We start from the raw sequence: 17,019 nt of genomic DNA, 5'->3' as shown, positions 1-17,019 counted from the left end.
TCCACCTTATCAGCGGCAACCATACCGACATTACCGCCGGCCAAAGCCTGACCGCCCATGCGGCAGAGAGCGTTAACCTGTTTGCCCAAAGCAGCGGCATCAAGATGCAGGCCAATCAGGGTGCAGTCACTGTACAGGCACAGAATGACGAGTTGCAGCTGAACGCCTTAAAAGACGCCACCCTGACCAGCAGTGCAGGAAAAATCACCATTGCGGCGAAGGAAGAGATTCTGATTACCTGCAAAGGGGCGTATATCAAGCTGAGTAACGGGGAAGTTGAGATCGGGAGTCCGAAGGTGGTAAGGGTGAGGGCGCCGCTGGTGGTGAATGGGGCGAATGGGATCAATGCACGGCTACCATTACTTCCACAAACAGGTTTGTTTAGTAGGCGTTTCGATTTTAGTAGTGTATTCACTTCTGATTTTTTATCAGGAGGTATTAGTTATAAAGTAATTAATAGGGGGCAAAATTCAGAGCGTATAGAAACTTTTGATAAAAATGGGAGAACATCAAGATTTTATGGAGATTCGAAAGATGAAATCGAAATTTCTGTGATAGGTAAGCTGACCAAAGAGCAAAAATGGGCTCTCATCCCAGATAATGAGACAGAACATGAAGATCACTGTTGTGCCTGTGATGAAGAAGATCATGATTGTGAAGAAATATCTGAGACAGAAGAAGTCGTCGAGGATAATTTATTAGAAGATTACAACCAATTCGGAAATTAATATACTTAGAAATACTGTTTTAGGAAAATATTAAATTTATTATTAATAATAATTATTTAGGAAATTAATTATGAGAAAAAATAAGGCTGTATTTGACATATCCTATCCTTCTAATAGAAAAGGGTTCATTTATGCATTAGCACGAAGAGAAAGTGGTGCTGATTTAAATCAGAACGATTTAGTAAACAAAAAAGCTATTCATGAAATTAACGAAAGAGGGTATATTGGTTTGTTCCAGTATGGAGAAGGCGCTCTAATTGATATAGGATATAAAACAAAACAAGGCGAATGGACAGGAAAAAATGGAGCAGTATCAGAAGAAGCATTTAGATCATCTCGTGAAATTCAAGTAGCAGCAATTAATTTATCTATTGATTTATGGTGTAAAAGATTACGGGTATGGGGGTTTAATGAGTATTATGGAAAAATTGTTAAGGGGATAGAAATTACCGAATCCGGTTGTATTGCCGGCTGCCACCTAGTTGGTTCTGGTGGTTTAGCATCTTTTTTAGATATGCCTGGAAATTACAAAATTGATAAAAAAACAGGAAAACGACACAGCGAGTTTGATGGCAATAAAACTCATATCAGCGAATATTTGAAATTATTTGCCAACTACGATTTGGAAACCTGTTGCAAACGTAAAATTCGAGTAAAACTGCAAGATGTTGACGGCCTTCCTTTAAAAGATAAGACTGTTAAAATACTATCTTCATATGATGGTAAACATTTAAATAGCAAATTTGAAGTTACCCATAAAACTGATACAGATGGGGAGTTGCCCGTTATAGTCAGACATCCTGGCGCTGAAATCATTTTAGAAATTGATGGTCGCGAAAGTGAGACAATTTCTCAAAAAGCGGATCAGGTACAGCCATATACAATCACAGCTTCGGATATGAAAGTTTCTGCACCATTGGCTGCAAAAGGCACTCCTGAGCCTAAAAAACAAGATGAAATGGAACAGCAGCCACAACAGCCTTCTTCAGATGCGGAAAATAATGCGTCTAAAGATGTTAACTTCCATCTCAGCCTTTTAGAAGGAGATACAAAAAAACCAATAAGTAATGTGAAATTCACTTTGGTGTACAAAGGGAAGCCCAAACAACACATTACAAATACACAAGGAATTAAAGAAAATATTATTGCGGAAATAGGACAAACTATTCAGATTTGTATGGCAGGTGAAGGCAACCTCCAGCCGATTAAATCATTTACGGTTACAGAAAGTCTACGTGATACAGTAGTGAAGGTTTCGCTTCCTGTACACACGTTTACAATTACGGTTGTAGATACTAAAGGGAAAGCTGTTTCCAATACAGAATTCAGTATATTTTATAGGCAAAGAGAAAAAAGCAAAAAAACTGATCATGAAGGCCGTTTAAAAGTAAAGGCCTTAGTCGGTTTCGTATATGGGTTTGGAAATAAAGGTAAACCGCTTTTACACTTACGATGTCTGCAATCTGTCTCGATTAGGCAGATTACTGTTAATCAGACAGCAATACAGAACGCACAGGGTGCTTTAGGAACAAATTCAATAACAGCTGTAACACAGGTGGTGCAACAAGCTGCTTTTAATACTATTGGGCAGGTATTGAAAAATAATCCTTCACAAAAACAACCAACTACGACACAAAAAACTCCCCCGCCAAAGCAAGAAGAGAAAGCTAAATCTCAACCTCAACCTCAACCTCAACAAAAAGAACCCCCCCGTCAAAAAAATATCCACACAGAACAGGGAGGAAAACCGTTAACAGTCGTTGGAGATCAAAAAGCTGCTAAAGATACAGTTCGCTATCATATTTACTATGATGGAACAATCAAAAGAGAAAATAAAAATGCAACTGGTTTTGTAGAATTTATTTATTATGATGAGCAAGGAAACCAACATCTTTTACAAAATGAACGGTCAGCATTATTTCTTGCATATAAATGGAGAAAAAAGAATCAAGAAGCAACACCAAGAGAAACTATATATTTGGTTAACCAACGGAGACATCAAAGTTATGTCAGTAAAAACGGGAAAATTAGCTACAAATGGGAAATCAGAAGTAAAGATGGGCGTTTTTATCTAAGTGGACTTTCTCTAGCCGCTGTTCTAGGGGCCTTGTGCTCCCTAGGACATGTAGCTTGCGTAGGAAGCGGATTCAGTACTAAAAATGGTGGACCTGGAGTAAGTGTATCTCATTTAAATGGGATTAATGGTGATTTCCGTTACTTTGCTAAGAATGATGCGCATCTTGGTGGAGGTGGGATTCACACAACTGCTAATAATTTTGACTGGGATGCTAATGTAAGATTCGTGGAAGCTCTTTATAAGTTTGGATATAAGCATTTTTTATCGTCCCCAGTTAAGGTTAATGGTAATAAACTCCTACCTCATTCTTCTTCTCATAAGGATCATTACCATCATTTGCATATCCAAGGGTTTAAACCAAAAGTAATTGATATTTAAGGAAATGTATGATTCATTCTAAACCTAATCATGTAATATTATTATTATTTTTACTAACGGCTTTAGCTGGGTGTGGACAAGGAGCAGTAGTTACTAAAGAGCCCCTTGCTGATAGAAACATCAAAGAAGAGCCTGTTGTATCTCTTCAAAAAAGCAGTAGGGATAATTGTTATATTAATTATCCTAAGGAGCAGGGACATTTGGCGGAGGCGGAATGTTTAACGTTACCGATTTCATCTAAAATCTGGTTTCAGTCCTATCCTAGATTATCAAATGGTTTTCTTGATTTAAATAAGATTAAGGCGCCTAAGGATTCTAAAGAATATATATATGCTGTTCCAACAAGTATCCCCGAGTATGCAAAAGTTCTGGGTGTGATTCCCTATAATGATTCATTTGCATGGCTTGTTGTTGCAACTAATAGAGAGTCAGAAGAGTCTGAAGAAAATAGTATTATTGAGCAAAATTATAATATTTATTTGATTAATAGAAAGGATGGAAGCATTGGCCAAGACCATACCGGCCTTCCAAGTTTAGGCTCAATAGATTTGGTATACGAATCATTCTATGATAATAAAAAGTTGTTGCGTCCGCCCTTCAATTTTAAAAAAATAGATGGAATACTGAGTTACCATGTAGAAGATACCTTGTCCTTGAAGCTGCAAGGAAAGTGTGTGATGGAATTTGAACTCAGCAAAGAGTTTGTATTAAAAACAGATAGGGTCTGCTATGAATTTCATCAGGGTAAAAAATCCATATCTTCTACAAATAAGACTACTTGGAAGTTAAATCAGAAAAGTATGAAATTTGAAGATCAAGAAATTTCATCAGAAAATTAAAAGCCTGTATTGCATCAATACTCTGTATTTATTGAATTCTGAAAGTCGGATAAGTTTTTAAACTATATAAAACTTGAAATATATGGATGCGTGTGTACAGTAAGCATAGATTAGGTTAAAAATTTAGCTTTCAGAAGGTTTTATTTAAAAAGGGCTCAGGCCGTCTGAAATATTCAGACGGCCTTTTTCCAATCAAAACGGGATACCAAATCTCATCTCAATCCATGTTGGAACGCTTATTTTGTAGAGCTGCTGACTTGCTTCATCCAGGCGAACAGTTCGTCTAAGTCATAATCGCCGCCGTGGCCGACATCCCAAGGCAGGGCGTAGTCGACGGTTTGGCCGTTGTTTTGCAGTTTGGCGGCTAAGACGGCGGAGACTGCCAGTGAGGTGTCGCGGTCGTTGGTGCCGACGCGGATGCGCCAGTTTTGCGGCAGGTTTACGCCCGGTTTGCCGATGTAGTTGAGCGGGTTCATGATTTTGATGGTTTCTTCATCTGCGATTTCGGCGTTGGCGGCGGTGTTGTGTTGCATGGAGAACGCGGTGAAGTGGCGTTTGTCGACGGTATTGGTGCCGAAGAGTTGGTTTTCGCCTGTGCTTAAATCTACGCCGTCAAAGGCCGGCGGTGTTTTTTGGCGGCCGGCGGCTTTGGCGTAGGCATCGAAATCGACGGAGACGACTTTGCCTTTGCGGACGGTCAGCCAAGTGCGGTCGCTCAGGTCTTTGCCTGCATCAAGCTGGGCTTGTGCGGATTTGGCAAGTAAACCGGCAATATGGTTTTTAAAGCTGCCGTTGCCTTGGGCGTCCAGTGTCAGGGGTTTGCCTTCGGGGGATTTCAGGTTCAGGCTGTTGAGGTATACGGGGTATAGGGGTTTGAGGAGGTCGGACAGTTTTTTCTCGTCATCGGTCAGCGTGCCTGCGACCAGCTCGCGTTTGACGCGGTAGTCGAGCATGGAAATGTTCATTTTTTTGTAGTCGTTGATACCGTTGAACTGCCATTCGTAAGCCATATCGGCATGGTCCAAGTCGGTAATCGGACAGTAGGCGGATACGGCGAAAACTTTGTCGCTGCCGTCTGCCGCGCCTAAGGCTTTGAGGTGGCTTTCGTAATCTTTTTGGTCGGCTGTCGCGCCTAAGAGGGCGGACATCGCACCGCCTGCGCTTGTGCCGTTGGAAATGATTTTTTCGGTATTGCCGGGCATGACTTTGTCGTTGGCTTTCAGGTAACGGACGGCGGCTTTCAAATCAACGATGGCGGCAGGTGCTTTACCGGTGGGTTCTGTCCGGCCGCGTGCGCCAGGGGATGCGACGACGTAGCCTTTGGAGAGGGCAACCAGGGCGGCGTTGGGCGATTTTTGGCCGTCGTCAGGCTCGCCGCGTTTGCCTTCTAAAGCGGGTTTGCCTGGTTCGGCAGGCATATAGCCGCCGATTTGATTGGGCAGGAAAATCGGTGCGGTTTCGGCGTTGAAACCGTCTATCTCGCCGCCGTTGTAATAGGCTTCGGGTACATAAATATTGATGATTTCGTGACGGGTATCGACAGGATTGCGGACGTAAACTACGCCTTCGTAAGCGCGGAATTTGATAGCTTGACCGTTCACTTCGATGCTTTGTTCGGTGTATTTTTGTTTGGAGAAGTCTAGGTCGTAGGTGTCTGCGGTTTTGACGGAAGCGCAGGCGCTCAATCCCAGCGCGACAGAAATGGATAAGAGGGTTTTGTTTAGGGCGTTCATCATCATACTTTCTGAAGAGGTGAAAGGAGATGATAACTAATACTCAGGCCGTCTGAAACGCCAAGTCGGGTTTCAGACGGCCTGATTTTTTTGTAGCGTTATGTAGAGTTGTACGTTACGTTGTAAAGTAATATGGGCTTAAATTTCATCTATTTGATAAATATGAATTTAATAAGAAATTACGCCTTAAAAGATCTATTTATCCGGTATCTGTAAAAGTTTGAATCTGTCTTGTAAATCAGTATGCAGGACAGGTATTTTTGCTTTATCCACAGATTGGTTCTACTTGTCAGAACGTTTTGCTCAATTCGATAAACATTTTGGTTTTGCCGTATTCGTAGAATTTGTCGTTGCTCCATGTTTTGTTGTGGGCAATGGTCAGGCGCGGGGTGATGCCTTTGAAATGGAGGGCGCGGTGCCATACGCTCAGGGAGGCGGAGGCTTCTTTGTCGCGGCGGTTTTGTTCGTTACTGAAGAAGCCGGGGGCTTGGTAACGGCGTTGGGCGGCGCTGAGGCGTAGGACGGTGGAGAGGCCTTTGGGCCATTCTTGTCCCCATGTGCCGCGCAGGGCGTAGCGGTTGAAGCTGTCGCTTTTGTCGTCGCGGTTGCGTTCGCGGTAGAGGTCGATGCCGGCTATCCAGTATTGGCGCGCGTTGCGGTAGTAAATGATGGAATTGCTGAGCAGTTGGCTGGTGTTATCGGAATGTTCGCGGCGGCTGTTTTTCAGACGGCCTGCTTCAAATGCGCTGAGGGTTTGCAGCTTGGGTTGCCACCAATGGTTGTAGTGAAGGCGTGCGCCGTTGGTGTAGGTGTAGGGGTCGTTGCCGTAGAAGCGGCGTTCGTGGAACGGGGTAATGCCGATATCGCTGCGCTGGTCGGCATAGCCGAGGCCTGCCGAGAAGCGTGTGGTGAGGTCGTTGTAGTTGGTGTGTTTGGGATAGATTTTGCCGTAATGGTCTGCGCCTGCCGTGGCATAGAAGCCGCGCGGCAACGACCATTTTTTTTCTGCCCCGATTTGGTAGTGGACGGCGGTGGCATCGATGGGTTCTGGGAATGTCCAGCCTCGGAAGCAGTCGTCGTCGGGATAGGCAAGGCGCACGGCGCGGCATTGTTTGTCGCTCAGGTGGTTGCCCAGACGGCGTTGGCCGGGAGCTTGGTTGATGTTTTGCTCGCGCGTGATGTTCAAGCCGGCATTGAATTGCCATGAGTCGCGCTCGCGCAGGGCTTTGCGGTAGTTTTCGATGCGTTCTTGCAAGGCGGGCGGGAGAGATTCGGTTTGCAGTTTGTCGAACTGGTCGGCTGCGGCTTCGTTTTGTTTGTCTTCAAATAAGGCGGTTGCAAGCTGCCAGCGGACGGCGGAGGCATCGGGCTGCTCGGCGATAAAGCGGCGGTAATGGCCGATGGCTTCGGCGGCGCGCCCTTCGGATTGGGCAAGCAAACCTTTGGCATAGCGTGCCATGGCGCGGTCGTGTTCGGGCCATTGTTCGTAAATGGGTAAAACGGCTTTGATGCCGGGGATATTGTGGGCGACGACGGCGGAATACATGGCGCGTGCCAGTAATTCGGTGTTGGCAAGCAGGGTGTCGGCATCGACGTTGATGATTTTTTCAGACGGCCTGTTTGTCTGTTCGGCAGGGATATTGTGCGCTTCGGGCTGTTGGGGTTCGGCAGTGTTGACTTGAAGCTCGGGTTTTACGTTGGGCGGCACATCGGCGGCGTGAAGGAAAAGGGGAAGGATGGCGAGGAGGAGTAGACGTTTTTTCATGGCAATGTTGGGGATGTTATCGGTATAAGTGGGCAGATTGTACAATGTTTTGAGTCGGAAATTTTGTAAACTGACGGTCATTTTATCTGATCAATGCGACAAAAGGCCGTCTGAAACCCGATGGGATTTCAGACGGCCTTTGTTTACGGATCGGATTTAGTTTTCGTCCAGGTCCAAATCGGCTTTGTATTCGATGCGGCCTTGGCCTTTGTCTTCGATGGAAACGTCCAGCTCTTGTTTGCCGCGTTTGAATTTCAGATCGGCATCGTCGCGTTTGATTTCGGACTCGACCACATGGAAACCTTTGCTGCGCGCGTGGGCGATCACTTTTTTGGCCAGGGAAGGAATGGAATTGTGTCGGCCGGAAAGTTCGGCTTCGTATTCAAACTCGCCGTCGCCTTGATGGTCGGCTTTGATGGTGTGTGCGCCTGCCGGACGGTAGATTTCGGAAGGCAGCGGGGAGGCGAATGCCGTGGTGGAGAAAAGAGCCAAAATGCCGGTGGCCAGTAACGATTTTGCTTTGGTCATCGGTTTTCCTTTCTGAAAAGGGTTTTGAGAACGACATCATCTTATCGGCAGGTATGAGGGGCGGCAAGCGGATAAACTTGATTTTACGCGCGGCTACATGATTTGTTTGGAGGGCGTTGATTCTTTGCTTTGGGCTGGTGTTTGCTTGCAGAAAAATGCTGCTGGGAAGACTTAGCCGAGGTGGAACAATTCGCCGCCGTGCGCCTTCAGCCATTGTTCGGCTTGGTCGACATGCGGCGTGAGCGAGTGGGTCAGAGCCCAAAACGCAGGGCTGTGGTCGGGATGGCGCAGGTGGGCGAGTTCGTGCAGGCAGACGTAGTCGGCGACATATTCGGGTGCGCCGATGAGCCGCCAGTTGAGGCGGATGCCGGTGGTGTGGCGGCAAACGCCCCAGAAGGTTTTGGCGTTGGACAGGGAAATGGCGCTCGGGGTCAGGCGGGTGCTTCGGATATGGCTTTCGAGGCGCGGCAGCAGATATTCGTGCGCACGTTCGTGCAGGAAGCGGCGCAGATGGGTCAGTTGGGCGGCGGTTTCTTTTTCGGGCAACAGGATTTCAGACGGCCTGATTTGGATGTGGTTTGCCGTGTGGACGGACAAGGCCGTCTGAACGCCTTGATACCAAATCCATTCGGGAAGCGTATCGGTGGGTGTTTGCTGGGTCGGTGTTTTGTTTAGGGTGCGGCGCAGGATGGCCTCGTTGTCGTTCAGCCATTGGGTAAAGTTGCGCTGGGTCACAAACGGCGGGATATTGATGCTGACGGTATCGGCGGAAACGGGGCGCAAGATGAGGTTTTTCTTGGCACTGCGTCTGAGCTGGATATGAATGGTCAGGCCGTCTGAAAGGGTGTGGGTATGGAGGCGGGGCATGGTGTTTGAGGGAGAGGGGCGGGCATGGCGGCCCACCCGATGGAATAATTTATTTGGTTTGGGGCGCGAACGGACCTTGTCCGGTAATCAGGGGCTGTTGGCTTTCTATCCATTGCTCGCATTGGGCCATGAGTTCGGCTTCGTTGCCGCTGCCGTAGGCAATGGGTTTGCCGATAATGACGCTGACGGTGCCGGGGTATTTGAGGAAGGAGTTGCGTGGCCAAAACTCGCCGCTGTTGAGCGCGACGGGGACGATGTCCATCTCAAACATTTTTGCCATGCGCGCGCCGCCGAGCTTGTAGCGGCCTTTTTCGCCGGGAGGCAGGCGTGTGCCTTCGGGGAAAATGGTAATCCAATAGCCTTCGTTTTTACGTGCAAGGCCTTGTTCTATCAGCTGCCTGTTGGCTTCGCGGCTGTTGCTGCGGTCGATGCCGATGGTTTTAACCAGTTTCAAGCCCCAGCCGAAGAAAGGGATTTTGAAAAGTTCGCGTTTGGCAACATAGACTTGCGGCGGAAAAATTTCTTGCAGGGCGAGGGTTTCCCAGCCGCTTTGGTGTTTGGCGCAAATGATGGCCGGGCGGTCGGGAATGTTTTCTGCACCGCTTAAGGTGTAGTTCAAACCGATGACGTGTTTGAGCGACCAGTTGAGGATGCGTACCCAAACTTGTGCCATTTTGTGCGCGCCGCCTTGGAAGGGCAGGGCAAGCAGCATAAAGGGGAACAGCAAAATAATGCTGGAGGAAAGGATGAACCAGTAAATCAGGTTGCGGATAATCAGCATATCGGGGAAAAGTCTGTCGTTGGAAGGCCGTCTGAACGCCGGTGTGATCAGGTTTCAGACGGCCTTGTTGTCTGTTTATAAGATGGCTTGCGCGGTTTCTTCGATTTGTGTGTTTTCGCGCATGATGTATTGCGAGAAAGCGAGCAGGTTGTCGAAGATTTGAGTGTGTTCGGGCAGGTCTTGCTCATGTTGGGCCAGCGTTTTTTTGCCTTTGCCGGTCAGGACGAGCGCAGATTTTCCGCCTGCGGCATCAATGGCCTGCAGGTCGCGCAGGCTGTCGCCGACCAGCCAGGTTTCGGCGGCATCGGCCTTGAAGCGTTCGATGATGTCGAGAATCATGCCGGGTTTGGGTTTGCGGCATTCGCAGTTGTCGACGGCGGTATGCGGGCAAAACCATATGCCGTCGATGGTGCCACCTGCTTGAACGGCAAGGCGGTGCATTTTCGCATGCATTTCGGTCAGGTCTTGCACGGTAAAGTATTTGCGGCCGATACCGGATTGGTTGGTGGCCACGGCGATGGTGTAGCCTGCCTGCGTTAAAAAGGCGATGGCATCCATGCTGCCTTCGATGGGAATCCATTCGTCAACGGATTTGACGAAATCGTCGCGGTCTTGATTGATGACGCCGTCGCGGTCGAGGATGATGAGTTTCATGGTTCGGGCTCTTATTTTTTTGCTTTCAAACTGCTTTTCCATTTTTCAAAGGCCGTCTGAAAAACGGGTGTCAGTTTGGCGAAGGTTTCCGGGGTGTTTTTGACGTGGTAGAAGCCGCCGAGCGAGGGCGTGTCGAGGGCGAGGACGTAGTCTTCCATAAATGCGCCGTAGCCGTCTTCTTCGTCGGTGTAGTAGAACTCGGTAAACCGTTGGCCGAGTTCGGTAAAGTCGTCCGCCGTCAATGCGCCGTCCATGTGTTTGAGCAGGAAGTGCCGTCCGCTGATTTTGCCCGAGGTCATGGCAGCGAAGTCGGCTGCGGTTTCGGGGGCGGTTTGCCAGACGGGGTTGACGAGGCCTGATTTTGCCGCCCACTGCCAGTACATACCGATGTGGGTGGCGGCGTTTTCGGGCGGTAGTTGGTCGGGATAGTCTTCGTCGAGATGGAAACGGATATTGTCGTACATGGACGGGGTTCGTTGGGGGAAAGGGGGTATTGTAGCGGAAAATAATGAATTAGGCCGTCTGAAAGAGGGTGTTTCAGACGGCCTTAAGGGAATTTAACCTTTAAATACGGGAACAAGCTCCAGTTGGCTCAATATTTGGGCGGCAATGTTGATGACGCCGAAGAGGAAGACCCAAACCATCAGCCAGAATCCGCCGTAAACTTTGTAGTTTTTGCCGGCACCGAATTTATGGCGCGAGCGGTAGAGCAGCATGGCTGGGATGATGCCTGTCCAGATGGTGGCGGCCAGGCCGACGTAGCCGATGGCGGTGACGAAACCGGTAGGGAAAAGCAGGCAGGAAATCAAAGGCGGCAGGAAGGTCAGCGCGGCGGTTTTGGTGCGGCCGGAAATGCTGTCGTTCCATTTGAAGATGTCGGCGATGTAGTCGAACAGGCCGAGTGTTACGCCGAGGAAGGAGGTTGCGATCGCCATGTAGGAGAACAGGGTCAACACTTTGTCCATATTGCCGGTTTGGGCGAACTTGGACAGCGTTTCGATCAGGACGGAAACTTGGCCTTCTGCGGCGATAACCGGTGCGAACTCGCTGCGCGGCAGGTTGCCTTGGATGGCAATTTGCCAGAGGACGTAAATTACCAAGGCAATCAGTGTACCTGCCCACAGGGATTTGGCTACTTTGGGCGCGTCGCCTTTAAAGTATTTGAGCAGGCTGGAGACGTTGCCGTGGAAACCGAATGACGCAAGGCAGACGGGCAGGGCGGTGGCGGCATACATCCAGTAGTGGGTGCTGGCCGGGGCTTGGGTGTCAAACAAAACAGGCATTTTGGCATCGGCAATCAGGCCGCCGGTTGCCCAAATAAAGGTCAATACCATGCCGCCGATGAGGATGCTGGTGAAGCGGTCAACCAAGCGGGCGGATGCCCAAACGCAAAAGGCGAGGATGCCGAAGAAGACGAGTTGGCCGACGGAGAGCGAAATTTCGCCGCCTACCGCGCTGCCGATGCCTTTGGCAGTCAGGTCGCCGCCGACGAAGATGTAGGCGTAGGTGAGCAGGTATAAAACGAAAGCGACGGCAACGCCGTTGATGATGTTCCAAGCCGGGCCGAGCAGGTCTTTGACCATGGTGTCGAAGCTGGCACCGTGCGGATAATGGGTGTTGACTTCCAAGATCATCAGGCCGCTGGAGAGCATGGAAAACCAGGTGTACAGCAACACGGCCAGCGAGCCGGCAAACCAGACGCCAGAGGTGGCGGTCGGATTGGCAAGCATGCCTGCGCCGATAACCGTACCGGCGATAATCATCGCACCGCCGAATAGGGAAGGGGTTTTGGTTGACATTGTTTGTCTTTCTTCTAGGAATGCGTGGCTGCCATTATGCCGTAAAGTGTAAGAAAAGGTAAAGCAAAGGCCGTCTGAAAACCCGATTGTCGTTTTCAGACGGCCTTTTGTGTGTATAAACGCAACTGATTAAATCAATTTTCGCAGTTTCAATTCGTTTTTCAAATAGGCGTAATAAACCGGCGCGACGATGATGCCGCCGATGCCGAAAATGCGTTCAAAGACGACCATTGCCACCAGCAATTCCCACGCGCTGGATTCGATTTCCGAGCCGATGATTTTGGCGTTGAGGAAATATTCGAGCTTGTGGATGACAACGAGGAAAACCAGCGAGGCGAGTGCGACGTAAAGCGATGCGCCGAGGCTCAAAATAATGATGATGGTGTTGGAAATCAGGTTGCCCGCCACCGGAATCAGGCCGACGATAAAGGCGATGATCAGGACGGTCATTTTAAACGGCAGCTCAACTCCGAACAGCGGTAAAACCAAGTAAAGGTACAGGCCGGTCAGGAAGGTGTCAATCAGAGAGATTTTAACTTGGGCGAGGAACACGCGTTCAAAGCTGGTTTCAAAAGTGACGATGCGTTGCACCAATTCGGCTTTAAACAGCGGCATTTTACGGCGGTTTTTGCGCATTTTCAGGCGGTGGAAACTGAGCATGGCGCCGATGATGATGCCGATGAGGATGTACACGAAGGACGTGATGCTGTTTTTACTGATGCGGGTCAGCGCGGCGCGGTATTCGTCAATCAGCTTGATTGCCGAGGCTTTGATTTCGGCCATATTGTTGGGCAGCATATTGAGAATGGCCGCAGGCAGGTCTTGGCTGTTTTTGGTGTCTTCCAAAATCGCCGCCAGTTTGGCCAGCATAAAGCCGACATGGCCGCCGTGTATCAGGTGGTAAATGCCCAAAGACATCATCGCAATGATGCTGAACACGATGGCCAGCGTCAGCGTGGTGGAAATCAGGTTGATATTGTGCGCATTGAGCGATTTATGCAGCCGCGTGTTGCGCGGCAAAACACGGCGGCGGAGTTTGAGGATGACGCCGTTGGTGCGCGTAATAAAGATATAGGTCAGGATAGCCGACAGCAGCAGCGGCAGCAGATGGTAGTGCAAGACAATCAGCAAAGCCAAACCCATCAGGATATAGGAAGCATTGCGGAAAGTCGGGTTGTCGGTGTGGGAAGCGAGTAAGGACATGTGAAGCCGATAAGGTAAAAAAACAAAAAAAACAGGTCAGGCCGTCTGAAAAAACATGTTCAGACGGCCTAATTTAATGACGGCGGTTAATCGTGCAATGAGGCCGCGTGTAGCGTGTTTTCCAACAAAGTGGCAATCGTCATCGGGCCGACGCCGCCGGGAACGGGCGTAATCATGGACGCACGTTCTTTGGCAACGTCAAACTCCACGTCGCCGCACAGGCCGCCATCGTCCAAGCGGTTGATGCCCACATCGATAACAACGGCGCCGGGTTTGACCCATTCGCCTTTAACAAAATTCGGAATGCCCACGCCGACCACCAAAATATCTGCGGCGGCAACTTCATCGGCAAGGTTTTGCGTGGCGCTGTGGCAGATGGTTACCGTCGCGCGGGACAGCAGCAATTCCAACGCCTGCGGGCGGCCGACAATATTGGATGCGCCGACAATCACGGCTTTTTTGCCTTTCGGGTCGATGCCGTAGGCTTCCAACAAAGTCATCACGCCTTTGGGTGTGCAAGGGCGCATCAGCGGCATTTTAACGACCAGGCGGCCGACGTTGTAAGGGTGGAAGCCGTCCACATCTTTATGCGGCTCGATACGTTCCAAAACCGCTTGGCTGTCGATGTGTGCCGGCAGTGGCAGTTGCACCAAAATACCGTCGACGGCAGGGTCGCCGTTCAATTCGTCCACCAGTTTCAACAAATCGTCTTGCGTGGTTTCAGACGGCAGCTCGTAAGAGCGCGATTCGACGCCGCTTTTTTGGCAGGCCAGTTTTTTATTGCGTACATAAACCGCGCTGGCAGGGTCGTCGCCGACCAATACCACCGCCAAACAAGGCGTGTGCAAACCTTTTTCCTGGCGCGCCTTTACCGCCTGCGCGACCGCCTCGATGCGTTGCTGGGAGATTTTTTTTCCGTCTATAAGTTGAGCAGTCATGATTTTCCTTCTAAATAGGGACAAATATTGCGTTCAAATTATCGCATTTTTCAGACGGCCTGACACAAAAGAGTAACCCCGATGACGAAACATAAAAATAAATAATGATTAAAAATAATAAGATAAATAAAAAATAGCAAAATAAAGCAAAGTAAGTGTTGACCGGGATGAAAAGGGTCTGTATAGTTCGGGTCTTCAGTCGGGGCGTAGCGCAGCCCGGTTAGCGCATCTGCTTTGGGAGCAGAGGGTCGTGAGTTCGAATCCCACCGCCCCGACCACAAAATTCTAAGCACGAATCGGCATGAGCGCCCGTAGCTCAACCGGATAGAGCACCGACCTTCTAAGTCGGGGGTTACAGGTTCGATTCCTGTCGGGCGTGCCAATTTTTACGGTGGCTGTAGCTCAGTTGGTAGAGCCCTGGATTGTGATTCCAGTTGTCGTGGGTTCGAGCCCCATCAGCCACCCCAGATGAAAGCCTGCATATTGTATGCAGGCTTTTTTCCGTTTATGCCCTGAATTTTATTCAAGTTTATTGGTTTTCAAAAACAGTATTCATCAAACCGTTCCATCATGGCAGCGGCAAAAACGGTGTCTGCGGTGTCTGTCAAATGCCGATGAATACGCAGTCAAGCCCGAATATCGTACCGTTCGGTATCTTTTTATGGAGTTTCGCCGTTATCCTTTATAATACCCCGATTATTTTCTGTTTTATTTCCAAAGGAACCGCATCATGTCCGAATGGTCAGCTCCAGAATTCGAATCCAAAATCTGTCCGCCCGAAAAGCTGGCGGAGCGTTTGGCGGCATTGCCCCGTCCGCTGGTGTTTACCAACGGCTGTTTCGATATTCTCCACCGAGGCCATGTTACTTATCTGGCGCAGGCGAGATCGGCAGGTGCGGCTTTGGTGTTGGCGTTGAATACCGATGCTTCGGTGCGCCATCAGGGCAAAGGGGATGACCGTCCGATTAATCCTTTGGAAAACCGCGCGGCAGTGGCAGCGGCATTGGCCAGCGTGGATTTGGTCACATGGTTTGATGACGATACGCCGGCCGCGCTGATTGAAATGGTCAAACCCGATGTATTGATTAAAGGCGGTGATTGGCCTGTGGATAAGATTGTCGGTGCGGCCGAGACGTTTGCGCGCGGCGGCAAAGTATTTTCGATTCCGTTTTTACATCAGACTTCGACCACCAAAACGTTGGCGAAAATCCGTGAAGCCGGAGGAGGCGCATGACGGATTTGAACAGCCGCCATTGGGCCTTGCTCGCCACGCTTTCAGACGGCCTGCCACAACACGTTTCTCAGCTGGCGCGTGCGTCCGGAATGAAGCCGCAACAATTAAACGGATTTTGGCAGCAGATGCCGGGCCATATCCGCGGTTTGCTGCGCCAGCATGACGGGCAATGGCGCTTGGTGCGCCCATTGGCTGTGTTTGCCGAAGAATCTCTGCAACAAATGGCCGGGAAACATGGTTTTCGCGCGCAGTTGAAACACGAATGTTCGTCCAGCAACGATGAAATCATGGCGTTGGCGCGCCGGTCGGCAGGTTTGGCGCACAAGGCTTTGTGTGTGGCGCATTTTCAAACCAAAGGGCGCGGACGGCAAGGGCGAAGCTGGGTCAACCGACAGGGCGAATGTCTGATGTTCAGCCTGGGCTGGGCGTTTGACAAGCCGCAGTATGAGCTGGGTTCGCTGGCGTTGGTGGTGGCATTGGCTTGCCGCCGTGCGCTTGCCGATATTGGTTTGGACGTGAACATCAAGTGGCCGAACGATTTGGTCGTGGCCAACGATAAATTGGCCGGCGTGTTGATTGAAACGACGCGGGTGGAAAATAAAACCGTCGCCGTCATCGGCATCGGCATTAATTTTGTATTGCCGAAAGAAGTGGAAAACGCTACTTCCGTGCAGGCTTTGTTTCAGACGGTCTCTAAGCAGGGCGTAAGCGTCGAAGCCTTATTGAATGCGGTGTTGGCGCAACTCGATGCGCTGTTGAATGAATACGCGCAAAACGGATTTGCATCATGTGTCGTCGAATACGATGCCGCCAACCGCGACACAGGCCGTCCGGTCTTGCTGCTTCAAGACGGGCGCGTTGTCCACGAAGGCGTGGTCAAAGGCGTGGATGCGCAAGGCGCGTTGCGTTTGCTGACGGACGAGGGCGAGAAAACCATCGTCAGCGGCGAAATCAGTTTGCGCCCGGATAACCGTCCGGCACAACCCGCCGCCGCCAAGCCGGAACGCTCTTTGCTGCTGGACGGTGGCAACAGTCAGTTGAAATGGGCGTGGGTGGAGAACGGCACATTTACCGAAGTCAGCCGTGCGCCGTATCGTGATTTGGCCAAGCTGGGCGAAGAATGGCTGCGATTTGCCGATGAAAATGTGAAGATTGTCGGTTGCGCCGTGTGCGGTTCGATCAAAAAAGCGATGGTGGAAGAACAATTGACCCGTCCGGTTGAATGGCTGTCTTCCATGCCGCAGGCTTTGGGCATCCGCAACCATTACCGCCGCCCTGAAGAACATGGCTCCGACCGCTGGTTTAATGCGCTGGGCTGCCGCCGCTTTACGCAAAACGCCTGCGTCGTCGTCAGCTGCGGCACCGCCGTAACCACCGACGCGCTGACGGAAGACAATCATTATCTCGGCGGCACCATCATGCCCGGTTTCCACTTGATGAAAGAGGCGATGGCGCTCAAAACCGCCAACCTCAACCGCCCCATCGGCAAGGTATA

15 protein-coding genes and 3 tRNA genes are annotated in these 17,019 nt (G+C 49.9%); 8 read left to right on the top strand and 10 right to left on the bottom strand.

Annotation, left to right across the window (positions count from 1 at the left end):
• From ACTHUT_RS06990 to ACTHUT_RS06980, 3 genes are all read left to right on the top strand, one after another.
• On the top strand, nucleotides 1-728 hold a 728-nt coding region (locus ACTHUT_RS06990; RefSeq protein WP_440386426.1), incomplete at its 5' end, for a DUF2345 domain-containing protein.
• Nucleotides 729-798: 70 nt separating this feature from the next.
• Nucleotides 799-3,183, top strand: coding sequence for a peptidoglycan-binding protein LysM (locus ACTHUT_RS06985; protein WP_440386427.1), 2,385 nt, complete (start codon nucleotides 799-801; stop codon nucleotides 3,181-3,183).
• Nucleotides 3,184-3,191: 8 nt separating this feature from the next.
• Nucleotides 3,192-4,022: a hypothetical protein gene (locus ACTHUT_RS06980; protein ID WP_440386428.1), complete on the top strand. Its 831-nt coding sequence runs from the start codon at nucleotides 3,192-3,194 to the stop codon at nucleotides 4,020-4,022.
• Between the two features lie 236 nt (nucleotides 4,023-4,258).
• Here ACTHUT_RS06980 and ACTHUT_RS06975 read toward each other — a convergent pair whose 3' ends face one another.
• The 10 genes from ACTHUT_RS06975 to folD all read right to left on the bottom strand — a co-directional run bounded on the left by ACTHUT_RS06975 (nucleotide 4,259) and on the right by folD (nucleotide 14,290).
• Nucleotides 4,259-5,755 (bottom strand): subtype B tannase, encoded by a 1,497-nt coding sequence (locus tag ACTHUT_RS06975; protein ID WP_440386544.1) that lies wholly within the window; start codon nucleotides 5,753-5,755, stop codon nucleotides 4,259-4,261.
• A 289-nt stretch (nucleotides 5,756-6,044) separates the two neighbouring features.
• The gene (locus ACTHUT_RS06970) at nucleotides 6,045-7,520 is read right to left on the bottom strand and encodes a surface lipoprotein assembly modifier (RefSeq protein WP_440386545.1); all 1,476 of its coding nucleotides are present in this window, start codon (nucleotides 7,518-7,520) and stop codon (nucleotides 6,045-6,047) included.
• 156 nt (nucleotides 7,521-7,676) lie between these two features.
• Entirely contained in the window at nucleotides 7,677-8,048 is a 372-nt protein-coding gene (locus ACTHUT_RS06965) for a hypothetical protein (RefSeq protein WP_440386429.1), read from the bottom strand.
• Nucleotides 8,049-8,219: 171 nt separating this feature from the next.
• On the bottom strand, nucleotides 8,220-8,915 hold the full coding sequence (locus ACTHUT_RS06960; RefSeq protein WP_440386430.1) for a M48 family metallopeptidase: 696 nt from the start codon (nucleotides 8,913-8,915) through the stop codon (nucleotides 8,220-8,222).
• A 49-nt stretch (nucleotides 8,916-8,964) separates the two neighbouring features.
• Entirely contained in the window at nucleotides 8,965-9,696 is a 732-nt protein-coding gene (locus tag ACTHUT_RS06955) for a lysophospholipid acyltransferase family protein (RefSeq protein ID WP_049347813.1), read from the bottom strand.
• A gap of 75 nt (nucleotides 9,697-9,771) precedes the next feature.
• A complete protein-coding gene (gene gmhB, locus ACTHUT_RS06950; protein WP_003749152.1) occupies nucleotides 9,772-10,350 on the bottom strand; it encodes a D-glycero-beta-D-manno-heptose 1,7-bisphosphate 7-phosphatase in 579 nt (192 codons plus the stop codon).
• Between the two features lie 11 nt (nucleotides 10,351-10,361).
• Nucleotides 10,362-10,814 (bottom strand): DUF7832 domain-containing protein, encoded by a 453-nt coding sequence (locus tag ACTHUT_RS06945; protein ID WP_440386431.1) that lies wholly within the window; start codon nucleotides 10,812-10,814, stop codon nucleotides 10,362-10,364.
• A 93-nt stretch (nucleotides 10,815-10,907) separates the two neighbouring features.
• On the bottom strand, nucleotides 10,908-12,149 hold the full coding sequence (locus tag ACTHUT_RS06940; RefSeq protein WP_440386432.1) for an aromatic amino acid transporter: 1,242 nt from the start codon (nucleotides 12,147-12,149) through the stop codon (nucleotides 10,908-10,910).
• A gap of 129 nt (nucleotides 12,150-12,278) precedes the next feature.
• Nucleotides 12,279-13,352 carry an AI-2E family transporter gene (locus tag ACTHUT_RS06935; RefSeq protein WP_440386433.1) on the bottom strand — a complete coding sequence of 358 codons (1,074 nt, stop codon included), beginning with the start codon at nucleotides 13,350-13,352 and terminating at the stop codon, nucleotides 12,279-12,281.
• 86 nt (nucleotides 13,353-13,438) lie between these two features.
• A complete protein-coding gene (folD, locus tag ACTHUT_RS06930) occupies nucleotides 13,439-14,290 on the bottom strand; it encodes a bifunctional methylenetetrahydrofolate dehydrogenase/methenyltetrahydrofolate cyclohydrolase FolD (RefSeq protein ID WP_440386435.1) in 852 nt (283 codons plus the stop codon).
• 200 nt (nucleotides 14,291-14,490) lie between these two features.
• On the opposite strand from folD, the gene ACTHUT_RS06925 reads away from it, so the two are divergent.
• The 5 genes from ACTHUT_RS06925 to ACTHUT_RS06905 form a co-directional block, all read left to right on the top strand.
• Nucleotides 14,491-14,568 (top strand) — tRNA-Pro (locus ACTHUT_RS06925).
• Between the two features lie 27 nt (nucleotides 14,569-14,595).
• Nucleotides 14,596-14,672: transfer RNA gene (locus ACTHUT_RS06920), tRNA-Arg, on the top strand.
• 9 nt (nucleotides 14,673-14,681) lie between these two features.
• Nucleotides 14,682-14,757: transfer RNA gene (locus ACTHUT_RS06915), tRNA-His, on the top strand.
• A 260-nt stretch (nucleotides 14,758-15,017) separates the two neighbouring features.
• Nucleotides 15,018-15,524: an adenylyltransferase/cytidyltransferase family protein gene (locus ACTHUT_RS06910; RefSeq protein ID WP_440386546.1), complete on the top strand. Its 507-nt coding sequence runs from the start codon at nucleotides 15,018-15,020 to the stop codon at nucleotides 15,522-15,524.
• On the top strand, nucleotides 15,521-17,019 hold a 1,499-nt coding region (locus tag ACTHUT_RS06905; RefSeq protein WP_440418711.1), incomplete at its 3' end, for a bifunctional biotin--[acetyl-CoA-carboxylase] ligase/type III pantothenate kinase. The genes ACTHUT_RS06910 and ACTHUT_RS06905, both read left to right, overlap by 4 nt.

The sequence above is a fragment of the Neisseria sp. P0022.S010 genome, assembly GCF_051956635.1.
Note: the sequence above shows the minus strand (reverse complement) of the source record. Positions and strands in the feature narration are given on the sequence as shown.